Below are 15,404 nucleotides of genomic sequence, written 5' to 3' on the forward strand. Positions count from 1 at the left end.
CTCCATCGTCGTGCCGTCGTCGCTGCCACGCCCCCGACTCTCGCGCGCGCGGCGCCGTCACCCGGTGACCATACGATCCGACACTCCGCCTTTCACTCTTTCAGCGACAGTGACGGCGCAGCCTCCCGTTCCGGGCTGTTCCGGGCGCCTACGGTCGCGTGCATGTCCGTTCAGCACTTCCGCTCCCCCCGGCGCGACGCGACCACCGCACCCCCCGCCGACGGCGGCTACGGCCGCTCCACCGGGCGGGGCACGGCCGCCGGCCCCGCACGCCGGCTGCTGACGGGCTGGGGCAGGACCGCGCCCACCGGAGCGCACGTGCTGCGGCCCGGTACCCGCGCGGAGGCCGCGGCGGCGGTGCGCGCGTGCGGGGCGCGGGGCGGCATCGCGCGGGGGCTGGGGCGGGCGTACGGGGACGCCGCGCAGAACGCGGGCGGCACCGTGGTGGACACCACGGGCCTGGACCGGGTGCTGGCGATCGACGCGGTGGGCGGGACGGTGACCTGCGAGGCGGGGGTCAGTCTGCACCGGCTGATGACGGTGCTGCTGCCGCTGGGCTGGTTCGTGCCGGTGACACCCGGGACCCGGTACGTGACGGTCGGCGGGGCGATCGGCGCGGACATCCACGGCAAGAACCACCACGTCTCCGGGGCCTTCACCCGGCACGTGCGGGAGCTGGAGCTGCTGACGGCGGACGGCGAGGTGCGCCGGGTGCCGCGGGGCAGCGAGCTGTTCGACGCGACGGCGGGCGGCATGGGGCTGACGGGGCTGGTGCTGAGCGCCACGGTGGACCTGCTGCCGGTGGAGACCTCGCTGATGAGCGTGGACACCGAACGCCTGCCCGACCTGGACTCGCTGCTGGCGACGCTGACGGCGACCGACGACCGCTACCGCTACTCGGTCGCCTGGATCGACCTGCTGGCGCGCGGCACGGCTGCCGGGCGCGCCGTCCTCACCCGCGGGGACCACGCGCCGCTGGCGGCCCTGGAGGGCAGGGGGCGGACGGCGCGCGCGGCACGGCGTGAGCCGCTGGCCTTCCGCCCCGGGCAGCTGCCGCCCGCGCCGCGCGCCGTGCCGGGCGGGCTGCTGCGCGGGGCCACGGTCGGCGCGTTCAACCGGCTCTGGTACCACAAGGCGCCCCGGCGCCGGACGGGTGAACTCCAGCGGCTGGCCGCGTTCTTCCACCCGCTGGACGGGCTGCCGCACTGGAACCGGGTCTACGGCAGCGCGGGGTTCGTGCAGTGGCAGTGCGTGGTGCCCGAGGACGCCGACGACGCGCTGCGCCGGGTGGTGCGGCTGCTCTCCCGCCGCTCGTGCCCCTCGTTTCTCGCCGTGCTCAAACGGTTCGGTGCCGGGGACCCGGGCTGGCTGTCCTTCCCCACCCGGGGGTGGACGCTGGCGCTGGACATCCCGGCCTCGCTGCCGGGGCTCGGGGACTTCCTCGACCTGCTGGACGAGGAGGTCGCCGCCGCGGGCGGCCGGCTCTACCTGGCCAAGGACGCGCGGATGCGGCCCGAGCTGCTGGGGGCGATGTATCCGCGGCTGGACGACTTCCGCGCGCTGCGTGCCCGGCTGGATCCGCGCGGGGTCTTCACCTCGGACCTCGCCCGGCGGCTGGCGCTGTGACCGTTCCCGGGCGCTCACCCGACGTGCCCGTTCCCCCCTCGTCGTACCTGACCTGGAGCAGCTCATGAAGGACGCCTTCGGTTCCCCGCAGTCCGTGCTCGTTCTCGGCGGCACCTCCGAGATCGCGCTCGCCACCGTGCGCCGCTTCATGGCCAGGCGCACCCGCACGGTGTGGCTCGCGGGGCGGCAGGGCCCGCGGCTGGACGCCGCGGCGGCAGGGCTGCGCGACGAGGCGGCGGCGCACGGGGCGCAGGTGGGGGTCCGTACGGTTCCCTTCGACGCGCTGGCGCCCGAGACGCACGAGGAGGTGCTGGAGAAGGTCTTCGCGGAGGGCGACATCGACCTGGTGCTGGTGGCGTTCGGTGTGCTGGGCGACCAGACGGCCGACGAGCACGACCCGATGGCCGCCGTGCGCGTCACCCGGACGAACTACACCGGTGCCGTCTCGGCGGGACTGGTGTGTGCGAACGCGCTGCGGGCGCAGGGGCACGGCTCGCTGGTGGTGCTCTCCTCCGTGGCGGGCGAGCGGGCACGCCGCGCCAACTTCATCTACGGCTCCAGCAAGGCGGGGCTGGACGCGTTCACGCAGGGCCTGGGGGACGCGCTGCACGGTTCGGGGGTGCACGTGCTGGTGGTACGGCCGGGGTTCGTGCACACCCGGATGACGGAGGGGAGGCCGCCCGCGCCGCTGTCCACCACACCGGGCGCCGTGGCCGACGCCATCGCGCACGGGGTGCGCCGACGGGCGCGCACGGTGTGGGTGCCGGCCGCGCTGGGTCCTGTGATGAGCGTGCTGCGCCATCTGCCCCGGCCGCTCTTCCGGCGGCTGCCGGGGTGAGCTGAGAGCTGCCGGGGCGAGGGGCGCGAGGGAGGCGAGGGGGCACCGGGGAACGGGACAACCGGCGGAGCCCCCGCGGGAGGTGCGGTGGACGTCTCCGGGATGTGACGCGCGGCGCCGTATGGGATAAATCGGACTATTGGCCTGTCCGTCCGACACAGCCCAACGCGACAGCCGTCACGACCATCCCAGCCGTCCGACTCGTCCCAGCCGTCACGTCGATACCGGGGAACCAGCCGTGCCTCGATTCAGTGTGATCGTCCCCGTCCACCGGGTGCAGGCGTATCTGCACGAGTGCCTCGACTCCGTGCTCGGCCAGTGCTTCGGCGACTTCGAGCTGATCGCCGTCGACGACCACTCCCCCGACTCTTGCGGTGAGATCCTCGACGCCTACGGCGCCGCGGACCCGCGCGTGCGCGTCATCCATCTGGCGCAGAACGCCGGCCTCGGCCCCGCGCGCAACAGCGGTACCGCACGGGCCCGCGGCGACTACGTGCTCTACCTCGACGGAGACGACACGATGGCGCCCGGCACGCTGCACGCCCTCGCCGAGCGGCTGTCGGCAACCGGCGACCCGGACGTTCTGGTGTTCGACCACGCCCCCGTGTACTGGGACGGCGAGCCGACCCGCGCCGCCCACCCCGAACTGCTCTCCCCGCACGCGGGCCCCGCCGTCGGCAGCCTCGCGGACCGGCCCGAACTGCTGCGCCTCCCGGCGTTCGCCTGGAGCAAGACCTACCGGCGGGACTTCCTCCACCGCGAACGGCTCACCTTCCCGCCCGGCACTTACGAGGACACCCCCTGGTCGTTCCACGCGCTGCTGACCGCCCGCACCCTCGCCACGCTCGACCGGGTGTGCGTGCACTACCGGCAGCGGCGCGGCGGCAGCATCCTGACGACCACGACCCGCCGGCACTTCGACGTCTTCGCGCAGTACGACCGCCTCTTCGCCCTCTTCGAAGCCCGGCCCGAACTGGCGCGCTGGCGGCCCGCACTCCACCGGCGGATGACCGACCACTTCGCCGTCATCCACAGGAGCCCCGGCAGGCTGCCCCGCAGGGCCCGCGCGGACTTCGCGAAGCGGGCGCGAGAGTACTGCCGCAGGTACCGGCCCGCACCCGGGCACGACGAGGGCCGGCAGCCGCCGCGCGCACGGCTGCGCCGCCGGCTGGTACGCGCCGGCGCGCACCGCCTCCTGCGGCTGCTCTCCCTCGCCGACCTGGCCCGCCGCGCCGCACCTGCCCTGCTCCGCCGGCTGCGCACGACGGCACGCAAGGCGCTCCTGCGCGCGTACTACGCCCTCCAGCGCCGCCGCCGGATCGAGGACGACCTCGCGGTCTTCTCCGCGTACTGGAACCGCGGCTACTCGTGCAACCCGGCGGCCATCGAGGCCAAGGCCCGCGAGTTGGTGCCCGGCATCCGCACGGCGTGGATATGCGGCCCCGAGTACGCGCACACGCTCCCGCCCGGTGTGCGGCGCCTGACGCCGGGCTCGGCCGCCTGCTGGAGCGCGCTGGCCCGCGCCCGCCACCTCGTCAGCAACGTCAACCTCCCGCACGCCTTCGTCAAACGAGACGGCCAGAGACTGCTCCAGACCCACCACGGCACCCCGCTCAAACACATGGGCCTCGACCTGATGCCGTATCCGGCCGCCGCGGCCGGGATGGACTTCGGGCGGCTGCTGGCCCACACCGACCGCTGGGACTTCAGCCTGTCCGCCAACCCGCACTCCACCCGGGTGTGGGAGCGCGCCTACCCGTCGCCGTACACGACGCTGGAGTTCGGCTACCCGCGCAACGACCGCTTCCAGCGGGCGACCGCCGCCGAGGTGGCACGCCTGCGCGCCGACCTCGGTGTGCCGGAGGGCGCGACGGCCGTGCTGTACGCGCCCACGCACCGCGACTACCGGCGCGGGCGGCAACCGTGGCTGGACCTGGTGCGGCTGACGGCCGCGCTCGGCCCGTCCTTCGTGGTGCTGGCGCGCGCCCACTACTTCCACGCCGGGCAGCGGCTGCCGTGCGAACCGCCCGGCGGGCTGATCGACGTGACCGGGCACCCGTCGGTCGAAGAGCTGTGCCTGGCCTCCGACGTGCTGGTCACCGACTACTCGTCCCTGATGTTCGACTACGCGGTGCTGGACCGGCCCGTGGTCGTCCACGCCCCCGACTGGGAGAGCTACCGCGACGCACGCGGCACCTACTTCGACATCACGGCGCTGGCGCCGGGCCCCGTGGCGCGCGGCGACGACGAGCTGATCGGCCTGCTCGCCACCGGCGCCCACGCCACCGAGCACGCCCGGCGGCAACGCGCCGCCTTCCGGGCGCGCTTCTGCCCCTGGGACGACGGCCACGCCGCCGAACGCGTCGTCCGCCACGTCTTCCTGCGCGAGACCGGCCCGGGGCGACCCGGCGGTGCCGAGCCCTCCCGTGCCGCCACCGTGCCCGCGGCGCTCCCGCCCGTGGTGCCGCTCGCCGAGCGCCGACCCGCGCCCGCGGCCGGGCCCGTCACCGCGCCCGCGCCCGTCACCGCGCCCGGTGGTCCCCCTTCCGGCTCCCCCGTCCCCGGGGGCCCGCCCGGCTCTCCCGCACCCCTCGCAGAGAAGGACTGGTGGTCATGGTCCGCTTCAGCGTCGTCGTACCCGTGTTCAAGGTCCAGGGATACCTGCGCGAGTGCCTCGACTCGGTGCTCGAACAGTCCTTCACCGACCTGGAGCTCATAGCCGTCGACGACCGCTCACCCGACCACAGCGGCAGCATCCTCGACGAGTACGAGGCGCGCGACCCGCGCGTACGCGTGCTGCACCTGCGCGAGAACGTCGGCCTCGGACGGGCCCGCAACGCCGGCGTCGCCCACGCCGAGGGCGAGTACCTGCTCTTCCTCGACAGCGACGACAGCTACCTGCCCGGCGCGCTGGAGGCCGTCGACGCGCAGCTGACCGCCTGCCGCGACCCCGACGTGCTGGTCTTCGACCACCAGCGCTCCTACTGGTGGGGCCGCAGGGAGCCCAGCTCCTTCGGCAGGCAGCTGGCCGCCACCGGCACCCAGACCTTCTCGGCGGCCGAGAACCCCGACCTGCTCACGCTCTTCCACGTCGCCTGGAACAAGGCATACCGCCGCGCGTTCTACGAAGAGGAAGGGCTCAGCTTCGCACCCGGACTGTACGAGGACGCGCCCGTCTCGAACGAGGCGATGGTGTGCGCCCGCACCATCGGCTGCCTGCCGCGCGTCTGCGTCGACTACCGGCAGCGGCACCGCGGCGCCATCACCCGCTCCCCCGGCCGCCGGCACTTCGACATATTCCCCCAGTACGCCTCGATGTTCGCCTTCCTGGACCGCAGACCCCACCTGGAGGCCCACCGGCGGCTGCTGTTCGAGCGGATGGTCTCTCACCTGGTGTTCTGCCTGCGCCGCGGGGAGCGCGTGCGGCCCGCCGACCGGCGCGCCTACTTCCGCCACGCGGCCCGGCACTACCGCACCCACCAGCCGCCCGGCTTCGCCCCGCCCCGCCGCGCCGCCCGCGACTTCTGGCTGCTCGCCCACGACGCCTACCCCCTCTTCGCGGCCCGCGAGACCGTGCGCCGCGCCCGGGGCCGCACGTGGCGGGGCGCCCGCGCGGCCAGCCGGGGGCTCGCCAGGCGGTACCACCGCCTCTACTACGCCCTCCAGCGCAGGCTCCCCCTGGAGGACGACCTGGCCGTCTACGCCGCCTACTGGTACCGCGGCGCCGCCTGCAACCCGGCGGCCATCGAGGAGCGCGCGAGGCAGCTGGCCCCGCACCTGAGGAACGTGTGGATCGTCAAACCCGAGGCCGTCGCCACCCTGCCGCCGGCGGCCGACCACGTCGTGCCGGGATCCCCGCGCTACTGGCGGACACTGGCGCGGGCGAAGTACTTCGTCAACAACGTCAACTTCCCCGACCACCTGGTCAAACGCCCTGGCCAGATCCACGTGATGACCCACCACGGGACCCCGCTCAAAACCATGGGCCTCGACCAGCAGCCCTACCCGGCCGCCGCCCAGATGAGCTTCCGCAAGCTGCTGAGCCGCGCCGACCGCTGGGACGTGAGCGTCACCTCCAACCCGCACTCGGCCGAGGTGTGGGACCGCGTCTACCCCTGCGCGCACGAGGACCTGCCCGCCGGCTACCCCCGCAACGACCGCTACGCCACCGCCACCGCCGAGGAGATCGCCGGTATCCGCGCCCGCCTCGGCATCCCGCGCGGCCGCATCGCCCTGCTGTACGCGCCCACCGCACGCGACTACCGCAAGGGCTTCGTGCCCCGCCTCGACCTGGAGCGGCTCAGCGCCGGGCTCGGCGAGGAGTACGTACTGCTCGTGCGGACCCACTACTACTACGGGCGGAACAGCGTGCTGCGCGAGCTGCACGCCCGCGGCCTGGTGCGGGACGTCTCCCGGCACCCCTCCACCGAGGACCTGTGCCTGGCGGCCGACGCGCTGATCACCGACTACTCGTCCCTGATGTTCGACTACGCCAACCTCGACCGCCCCCTCGTCGTCCACGCCCCCGACTGGGAGAGCTACCGCGACTCGCGCGGCGTCTACTTCGACCTGCTCTCCGGCCGCCCCGGCGAGACCCCCGGACCCGTCACCCGCACCGAGGAGGAGCTGACCGCCGTCTTCCGCAGCGGCACCTGGCGCGGCCCCGAGGCCCGCGCCCTGCGGGCCGCGTTCCGGGCGCGCTTCTGCCCGTGGGACGACGGCCGCGCCGCCGAACGCGTGGTCAGGTCGGTCCTGCTGGGCGAGGACACCGCCGCCCTCCCGACGGTCCTTCCGCTGTCGGAACGCCCCGTCGCCCCCAGCCCCGAAGAGGCCGAAGCCGCCGTCGCCCCCGATCCCGACCTGACGACCTGGGGCCTGGGCACCACCCTCTGGCCCGCCTCCGACGGCCTCGACCAGCCCCCGACACCGGCCCCCTGAACCGACCGGGGGCGCCCGCGCCGCCGGTCGGCTTGGCGGAGCGCACGTCCCCCGAACGCATACAAAAGTATGCTCAGCCGTATGAGTACGCGTATGCGGACCACGGTAAGCCTGCCAGCCGACCTGGTCGATCACGCCCGCACCGCCTCCGGCGGCAACCTGTCCGCCTATGTCGAGCAGGCGCTCAGGGCCCAGCAGCTACGCGACGCGGCCCCCGCTGTGCGGGCCTGGCGCGAGCAGGCCCGGAACGACACCGAGGAGTTCACCGACCTCTTCGGCGAGGACGTCGCGTGACGCCTCTCGCCCGCGGCCAGGTCTGGCGTGTCCAGTTGGCCACCAGGACCCGGGCGATGGTCGTCGTCGAGTCCGACGCCGCACTCGAGGCTCTGCCCGGCACAGCCGTGTGCATGATGATCGACGAGACCGAGGGCGCCCCCGACACGGTCGTCACCATCCCCATGACCCGACCAGTGCGCGGCGCCGCCGTCGCCGTCGGCCTCACAGCGCTCACCGACGAGCGCCTGTCCAAGGGCGAGTTCCTGGGCAGTGTCGACACCGCGACCATGGACCGGATCTCGGCCGCCCTGCGCGTCACCCTGGATCTCACCTAGGTCCCGGCCCCGGCGCCCCCGGCTGCTCAGGGGCGGGTCACGGGAGGTTCCGTGCCCGGAGCTCGCAGCCACCGGCCCAGTGGCGTGCGGCCGAGCGCCGTGCGGCTCAGTGGGGAGAGGCGCACCACGGAGGCGGGCCCGGGATCCCGGGGCGCGATGTGGGCGCAGACGGCGTCGGTGTCGCCGCGCCACGCCAGCTCCAGGACGCGGCGGCGCCGGGCGTCGAGCCGCTCCACGACGCCGTCGCCGTAGGTGCCGATGAGCCGGGCGGCGCCGGTGCACACCGCTTCCCGTACGGCGGGCGGCAGCCCGGGGAAGTCGGGGCCGAACAGCTGGCAGACCTCGACGTGGAAGTGGCGTTTGTGGAAGGCGTCGCGCAGCGGTCCTGGACCCAGGAAGCGGCAGGTCGCCTGGAAGAGGCGCTCGGCGCAGCGCAGGCGCGTCTCGGGCCCTGTGTGGTAGGTGATGTTGCCGGAGTCGGCGCGGCGCACGGCGAAGTAGTGGGCCTGGTCGGCCAGTACCGAGATGCGGGCCGCGCGGACGCAGGTCTCCAGGACGAACGGCTGGTCGCTGAAGGCGGGCATCGTCTCGTCGTAGCGGATGCGGTGCTCCTCGATGAGGGCGCGCCGGAAGAGTTTGGTGTTGGACAGTGCCCAGGGCAGCCCGTCGCCGACCAGCCGGATGACGGGGGCCGTGCGGGTGAACACGCCGCTGGGGACCGTGCGTTCACCGATCGGCACCATCTTGCACAGCAGCACGTCGGAGCGGCAGTTGTCGGCCATGGTGACCATGCGCTCCAGCGCCTCGGGCGCCAGGTGGTCGTCGGCGCCGAGGAAGAAGACGTAGCGCCCTGTGGCCAGCTCCAGGCCGCGGTTGCTGGGCGCGGCGGGGCCGCCGGAGTTGGGTTGCCGCACGGTGGTGAACAGCTGGGGGTGGAGGTCGGCGTAGCGCCAAAGCTCCTCGCTGCTGCCGTCGGTGGACCCGTCGTCGACGGCGACGACCTGCATCCGCCGCTGCCCGATCGACTGCCCGACGAGCGAGTCGAGGCAGCGGGTGAGGTAGGGCATCGTGTTGTAGACGGCGACGACGACGCTGACGTCGGGCTGTGCGTCCGCGGCTGTCGCGCCCGGCCCGGTGCTCACGCGCGCACCGCCGAGCGCCCCGGGGAGCGTCTGCCCCCGCGCCCCGCTCCGTCGCCGATCACCACGCGCCGCACCCCGGCCCACAGCGCGGGGTCGGTGACGCGCCGCCCGTCCACCAGGACGCGGACCGACGGGAGGTGGTCGGCGGACAGTGTGCGGTAGGCGGGGTGGTCGGCCTGGACGACGGCGGCGGTGACGGGCTGCCCGGTGTGCGGGCGCAGCCCCATGTCGGCCAGTTCGTGGGGCGCGAACATCGGGTCGGAGACGTAGGCGCGTGCCCCGCGTTCGCGCAGCGCGGCGACGGTGGGGAAGACGCCGGAGAACGCGGTCTCCTTCACCGCCCCGCGGTAGGCGGCTCCGAGGACCACGACCTCGGCCCCCTCCAGGTCGCCGTAGGCGTCGGCGAGCAGGTCGACGGCGTGGGCCGGCATGGCCTCGTTGGTCCGGCGGGCGGCGGCGACCACCTCGGCACCCGGATCGTTCCACAGGTACATGCGCGGGTAGACGGGGATGCAGTGGCCGCCGACGGCGATGCCGGGGTGGTGGATGTGGCTGTAGGGCTGGGTGTTGCAGGCGTCGATGACGGCCTCGGCGTCGACACCGGCCCGGTCGGCGAACCTGGCGAACTGGTTGGCCAGCGCGATGTTGACGTCCCTGTAGGTGGTCTCGGCCAGCTTGGCCAGCTCGGCGGCCTCGGCGGAGCCCAGGTCCCACACCCCGTTGGGGCGGGCGAGATCGGTGCGCGGGTCGAAGTCGAGCACCGCCTCGTAGAAGCGCACGCCGTCCTTGGCGGAGGCGGGGCCGATGCCGCCGACCAGTTTGGGGTAGCGGCGCAGGTCGGCGAAGACCCGCCCGGTGAGGACCCGCTCGGGCGAGAAGACGAGGGAGAAGTCCCGCTCGGGCAGCAGCCCTGAGCCCTCCCGCAACAGCGGCGCCCAGCGCTCGCGGGTGGTGCCGACCGGGAGGGTCGTCTCGTAGCTGACGAGGGCGCCGGGGCGCAGCCCGGCGGCGACGGCACGGGTGGCGGCGTCCATGGCACGGAAGTCGGGGGTGCCCCGGTCGTCGACGAACAGGGGGACGACCACGACGACGGCCTCCGCCTCGGCGACGGCCTCCGTGGTGTCCGTGGTGGCGCGCAGTGTGCCCGCGCCGACCGCCTCGGCCAGCCGCTCGGCCAGGCCCTCCTCGCCGGGGAAGGGCTCCAGGCCCTGGTTGACGTGCTCCACCACGCGCGCGTCGGTGTCCGCGCCGGTCACCCGGTGCCCCTTCGCCGCGAACTGCACGGCCAGGGGCAGCCCGATCTTCCCGAGCGCCACCACACAGATCCGCATTCCCGTCTCCTTCAGCGTTGTGTCGGGCTTGGTGCCCGCGCCGTGCCCGTGGGCTCGCGCCGGGCGGCCGGGCCGCGCCGGGCCTCCCGCCCGCGCCGGTCGCGTCCGCGCCCGGCCCCCGGCTCTTCCGGCGCGGTCTCGTGCGACAGCGCGGTCTGACGCATCAGCCCGGTATAGATCCCGTCGAGGGTCCGCGCCTGTGCCTCCCAGGTCCACCGGTCCAGCAGCCCGGGGCGCCCGTAGGCGGCGCGGTAGCGCTCCGGGCCGGCGAGGACGGCGCGCACCGCGCGCGCGTACCCGTCGGTGTCCTCGGCGGTGAAGACCTCGCCGATCCCCGCCGCCCGGGTGGTGGCGGCCATCGTCTCCACGTCGCTGACCACCAGCGGCAGCCGGGCGTGCGCGTACTCGAAGAACTTGGTGATCAGCGCGATCTCGTGGTTCGGCCAGTGGTGCAGCGGGATCGCCCCGGCGTCCGCCGCGGTGAGGAAGGCAACGACCTGGTCGCAGTCCACGTACGGCAGCACGTGCAGCCGCTCGGCCACCCCCAGGCGGGCTGCCCGTGCCCGCAGCCGCCCCAGGTATCCGGCGGCGGGCTTGGGCACGATCAGCGCGGTGTGCACGCCGGGCAGCCCCGGCAGCGCGTCGACCATGGTGTCCAGGCCGCGCTGCGGGGCCGCGGCGCCGCTGTAGACGACCAGCGGCGTGTCCGGGCCGATGCCGCACTGGGCGCGCAGCCCCGGTACCCCGCCGTGCCGGACCGGCCGGGTGGCGGGCGTCTCGGGCGCGTTGAGGACGACGTGCGGGTCCTCGGCGAGGCGGTGGGTGCGGCGCAGCAGAGCGGCGAGGGTGGCGGAGACGGTGACGGCGGCGTCCGCGTAGGGCGCGTACTCCCTCTCGTGTGCCACGTGGGCGGGCAGCCAGCGCACGTCATCGGTCCAGGGCCGAACCCCCGGCAGGTACTCGTGGGCGTCCCACACCAGTTTCACGGCCTCGCCCCGGGCCGCCGCGCGGATCTTGGCGCGGGCGCCGACACCGAGCATCCGGAAGTCGTGGGCGTGGATGATCTCGGGCCGCAGCTCGTCGACGGCCCTGCCGTACGCCAGCTCGAAGTCGTAGAGGCTCGGCCACAGTCTGCGCCAGCACCGCTTGCCCATGGCGCGCTGCCACAGCGCGACGGCGGCCCGCTCCGTGAGGGTGCCCGTGCCGCGCCTGGCCTGCCCCCGGTCGAGCTGGCGCTTGCGGAGTCCGGTCCAGTGCCGGGCCAGCCGGGCCGCGAGGCGCGGGAGGGCGAGCCGCGCGGTGCGGCGGCCTCTGGCGAGGGGGGTGGCGGGCCCGAGCGCCAGGGCGGCACGGCGGGTGCGCAACTCGTCGCGGCGTGCCTTGGCGCGCTGGACGCGGTAGCCGGCCGTGCCAGGACGGTAGGCCAGCGGTCCGGTCAGCAGCGGGCGGCGGGTCGCACGCGGCGGGTGTGCGAGCGGGGTGGGGACGGGCAGCAGCCGCACCCGGGCCTCGCCGAGGCGCCAGGAGGCGGGGCGCCCGTCGGGGGAGCGGCCCAGCAGCGTGACGTCCCAGCCCGCCTCGGCGGCCGAGCGGGCCGTCTTCTGCACCCGCGAGTCCCCCCTCACCCCGTTGCACACCAGCATCACGACGCGGCCGCGCCGCCCTCCGGTGGGCTGCCCCGCGTGCGGGGTGCGGCTGTCGAACTCCACGGGCTCGCCTTTCGGTTGTCGTCCCGGCCGACCGGGCGTTCGGCGGCTCACCTGTTCAGTGGCTCGATCGCTCAGGTGACGCGGCCGCTCAGCCGGCTCGCTCGGCTGCTCAGCGCAGGAAGCCGTCCAGTACGTCGGCGGTGTAGCCGCCGTCGTGGTAGGTGCGCACGTACTCCACCGACTCCTGCGCCGTACGCCGGGCCAGGTCGCGGTCCTCGACCAGAGACTCGACCGCGGTGCGGAGCGTGGCGGGGGTGGCGTTGACGATGGGCGGGCGGATACCGACGGAGCGGTGCAGCCGCTCGTCCAGGAACGCGATCACGGGCCGGCCCGCCGCCATGCCCTCGCAGGCGAAGGTGCCGTAGGTGCCGACCGCGAACTGGTCCACGACGATGTCCGCCTCCTTGACCAGCTCCTGCACCTGGAGCCACGGCACCCCCGTGGCCATGCGGAACTCGATCAGACCGCGCCGGTCCAGCTCCTCCAGGACCGGGACCACCTGCTCGGTGCCCTTGGTCCAGCGCTTGGAGGGCGCGTGCACCACCACGGGCCGCGCGCGTTCCATGGCGGGCCGCTCGCTCGCCCAGCCGTCCACGTCCACCACCAGGGGCGCCCAGCGGGACCCCGGCAGCTCGTCCAGCAGGTCGGGGGTGGTCACGAACTGCGGCAGCCCGCTGCGCGCCGCCAGCCGCCGGTTCCTGGCGCTCTTCTTCACCAGGGCCGCCAGGATCGCCTCGTCCGCTGCGTGGAAGAGGGAGTGCTCGTAGCGGCTCATGTGCCGTTCGGGGTCGCGGACGTCGCTGCCGTGCGCCAGCAGCGCCACCTTGATCCCGGCGGCGGACAGCGAGGGCAGGTCGTCGCAGATGTGGCCGCCGTTGAGCCTGCCCAGGGCCGGGGTGAAGGAGTCGGCGAGGTAGTGGGTGTAGGAGCCGAGCACGCGGCGGGCCCGGTCCAGTTGGAAGCCCAGGTCGCCGGTGCGCTCGCCGATCGCGTAGATGTCGGCCGGGTAGATGACACTCTGGTCGTGGGTGTGCATCACGACCTCGGCGGACAGGTCCTGGCGCCGCTCGCACAGCGCGCGGGCGAATCCGGCGAGCTGTCCAGCGGAGTTGGCGCAGCCCAGGCCGAGCCGTACGGGCGTGGTGCCCAGCGCCCGCCAGCCGGGCGGCGCCCCGTCGGGCGGGGTGGTCTCCAGCCGGCGCGGCTGCCCGGGGGCGCCGAGGCCCGGCTGTTCGGACACCGACCAGGACAGGGTGCGGGGGGCGAGCCTGGCGGCCGCCTCGGGCCCCGCCAGCCGCTCGTAGAGGGCGAGCAGTCCGGCCGACTGCTGCTCCCAGGACAGCTCCCGCAGCAGCGGTTCGGTGATCTTGCCGACCAGCGTGCTCCGCCGGGACAGGCCGCGCTGGACGGCGGCGGTGAAGGAGGGGACGTCCTCGGTGACGAACACCTCGCCGACGCCGGTGCGCTCCACGAAGTTGCGCAGCGTACGCACCCCGCTGGTGATCAGCGGCAGCCCGGCGTGCAGGTACTCGGCGGCCTTGGTGGGCAGGGAGATCTCGCAGTTGAGCACGTGCCGGAAGCAGATCAGGCCCAGGTCGGCGGAGGAGAGGTAGTCGGGCACCTGCTCCTGCGGCACGTAGGGGACGACGTGCATCCGCTCGCGCACGCCCAGCTCCTCCGCGCGGGCCAGCAGCGCGGAGAGGGTCGCGTTCGGCTTGGGCCCCACGACGAGCGCGAGGTGCGCGTGCGGCAGTGCGGGCAGGGCCTCGACGGCGGTGTCCAGACCGCGCTCGGGCCCGATCCACCCGGCGTAGACGAGCAGCGGCACGTCGGGCCCCAGCCCGCAGGCGTCGCGGACGGAGACGCACTCGTCGGTGGGGGCGCTGACGGCCTCGCGCACCGGCGCGTTGGCGACGACGTGCGGCGCCTTGGACAGCCCGTACGCCTCGCGCAGAATGCCCGCCAGCTCGCCCGAGACGGTCACCACCGCGTCCGCGCGGGAGATGAACTCCTTCTCCACACCGGGGAACGCGGAGGCGCGCACCGCGTCCGGCCACTCGACGCCCCGTACGTACTCGTGGGCGTCGTAGAGCCAGGAGGTGCGGTGTCCGCGGGCGCGGAGCCGGGCGACGCTGCGGGCACCCACGGCGATCATGGTGATGTCGTTGGCGTGCACGACGTCGGGTGCGAGCTCCTCGATGACCGGGCCGAACGCCAGGTCGAGGTCGAGGAGTTCGGGCCAGTCCCGGCGCCAGTCACCGGTCGGCCGCGGCGGTCCCGCGGCCATCCTGCGCTCCCACCGGTAGACACGCCCTCGCCCCTGGTGCGCGTACCGGCGCAGCCGCACCCAGCCCTTGAGCGCTTCCCTGGCCACCGCGGCCCCCGGTCTCGACGCGGATTCCGCCAGCCAGCCGACGCGGGCCGTCTGTTCGCGCACCCACGCCGCGTGCGCGGAGCGGGCCCGCACCCAGGCGCCGTCGTCCGGCAGCCCGAGCTGGGTGACGTGGGCGCGCAGGTGGGGGCGGCGCCGCTCGGCGTTCACCACGGCCCGCATGTGCGCGGACACCGGCACCTTGACGACCCGCACGGGGCCCAGCACCGACTCCTCACGCCGCTTGGAGGGGCTGCGGCCCACCAGCGTCACGTCCCAGCCCGCGCGCGCCGCCGCGATCGCGGTCTTCTGCACCCGCGAGTCCCCGGCGATGGAGTTGCCGACGATGACGGCGAGCCGCGGCCTGCCCCGGGGGCCACCGCTCCCGGTGGGTCCGCCGGCCGCCGCCGGGCCGAGGGCCGGCCGGCCCTCGGGGTCCGCGCCCGCCGGTCCCGCGCCGGGTCCCGCCTCCTCGCCGAGCCGCGCCTCGGCCGCGCCGGGCGCCTCGGGGGTGGTGCCGGTGTGCGTGGCGCGGCGGCGGATCCTCCCGCGTGGCCGCCTCATGCCGTGCGCTCCGCGACGTACGCGGTCCGACGAACGGACGCGCCGCGTTCGCCGGGGGCCGGGCCCGCTTCCGGGCCGAGGAGCGCGGGGGCCGTACCCGCGGTGGCCGCCGCCTCCCGACCCGCGCCGCCCGTACCGCCCGCGCCTGCCCGGCCGCCGTCCAGGACCGCCCCGGCGTGCGGGCCGCGCGTACCGCCCATACCCGTTCCGGTGTTCGCGCCGCCCGCACCGCTCAGGTCCGCCGCGTCGTGCGGTACGGCCAGGCCGCTCATGC

At 74.8% G+C, this 15,404-nt stretch carries 10 protein-coding genes; 6 read left to right on the forward strand and 4 right to left on the reverse strand.

Annotated elements, in window-relative coordinates:
- Positions 1–162: 162 nt before the first annotated feature.
- The 6 genes from dprE1 (at position 163) to DQ392_RS02635 (ending at position 8,013) form a co-directional block, all read left to right on the forward strand.
- Entirely contained in the window at positions 163–1,626 is a 1,464-nt protein-coding gene (dprE1, locus tag DQ392_RS02610; protein WP_114013813.1) for a decaprenylphosphoryl-beta-D-ribose oxidase, read from the forward strand.
- 64 nt (positions 1,627–1,690) lie between these two features.
- Positions 1,691–2,464, forward strand: a complete 774-nt coding sequence (gene dprE2, locus DQ392_RS02615) for a decaprenylphospho-beta-D-erythro-pentofuranosid-2-ulose 2-reductase (protein WP_114013814.1) — start codon at positions 1,691–1,693, stop codon at positions 2,462–2,464.
- Between the two features lie 238 nt (positions 2,465–2,702).
- A complete protein-coding gene (locus DQ392_RS02620) occupies positions 2,703–5,183 on the forward strand; it encodes a bifunctional glycosyltransferase/CDP-glycerol:glycerophosphate glycerophosphotransferase (protein WP_114013815.1) in 2,481 nt (826 codons plus the stop codon).
- A complete protein-coding gene (locus tag DQ392_RS02625; RefSeq protein ID WP_114013816.1) occupies positions 5,078–7,402 on the forward strand; it encodes a bifunctional glycosyltransferase/CDP-glycerol:glycerophosphate glycerophosphotransferase in 2,325 nt (774 codons plus the stop codon). Before DQ392_RS02620 ends, DQ392_RS02625 begins: the two co-directional genes overlap by 106 nt.
- An 81-nt stretch (positions 7,403–7,483) precedes the next feature.
- The gene (locus DQ392_RS02630) at positions 7,484–7,696 is read left to right on the forward strand and encodes a type II toxin-antitoxin system CcdA family antitoxin (protein WP_114013856.1); all 213 of its coding nucleotides are present in this window, start codon (positions 7,484–7,486) and stop codon (positions 7,694–7,696) included.
- A complete protein-coding gene (locus DQ392_RS02635; RefSeq protein WP_245981098.1) occupies positions 7,693–8,013 on the forward strand; it encodes a type II toxin-antitoxin system PemK/MazF family toxin in 321 nt (106 codons plus the stop codon). Before DQ392_RS02630 ends, DQ392_RS02635 begins: the two co-directional genes overlap by 4 nt.
- 26 nt (positions 8,014–8,039) lie before the next feature.
- Here DQ392_RS02635 and DQ392_RS02640 read toward each other — a convergent pair whose 3' ends face one another.
- The 4 genes from DQ392_RS02640 to DQ392_RS02655 all read right to left on the reverse strand — a co-directional run bounded on the left by DQ392_RS02640 (position 8,040) and on the right by DQ392_RS02655 (position 15,130).
- Positions 8,040–9,155: a glycosyltransferase family 2 protein gene (locus tag DQ392_RS02640; protein ID WP_245981100.1), complete on the reverse strand. Its 1,116-nt coding sequence runs from the start codon at positions 9,153–9,155 to the stop codon at positions 8,040–8,042.
- Positions 9,152–10,486 (reverse strand): nucleotide sugar dehydrogenase, encoded by a 1,335-nt coding sequence (locus tag DQ392_RS02645; protein ID WP_114013817.1) that lies wholly within the window; start codon positions 10,484–10,486, stop codon positions 9,152–9,154. The genes DQ392_RS02640 and DQ392_RS02645 overlap by 4 nt, the downstream gene beginning before the upstream one ends.
- A gap of 11 nt (positions 10,487–10,497) precedes the next feature.
- A complete protein-coding gene (locus DQ392_RS02650; RefSeq protein WP_342774899.1) occupies positions 10,498–12,195 on the reverse strand; it encodes a glycosyltransferase family 4 protein in 1,698 nt (565 codons plus the stop codon).
- Between the two features lie 109 nt (positions 12,196–12,304).
- Entirely contained in the window at positions 12,305–15,130 is a 2,826-nt protein-coding gene (locus tag DQ392_RS02655; protein WP_245981101.1) for a glycosyltransferase family 4 protein, read from the reverse strand.
- Positions 15,131–15,404 lie beyond the last annotated feature (274 nt).

The sequence above is a fragment of the Streptomyces reniochalinae genome, assembly GCF_003323735.1.
GTDB lineage: Bacteria > Actinomycetota > Actinomycetes > Streptomycetales > Streptomycetaceae > Streptomyces > Streptomyces reniochalinae.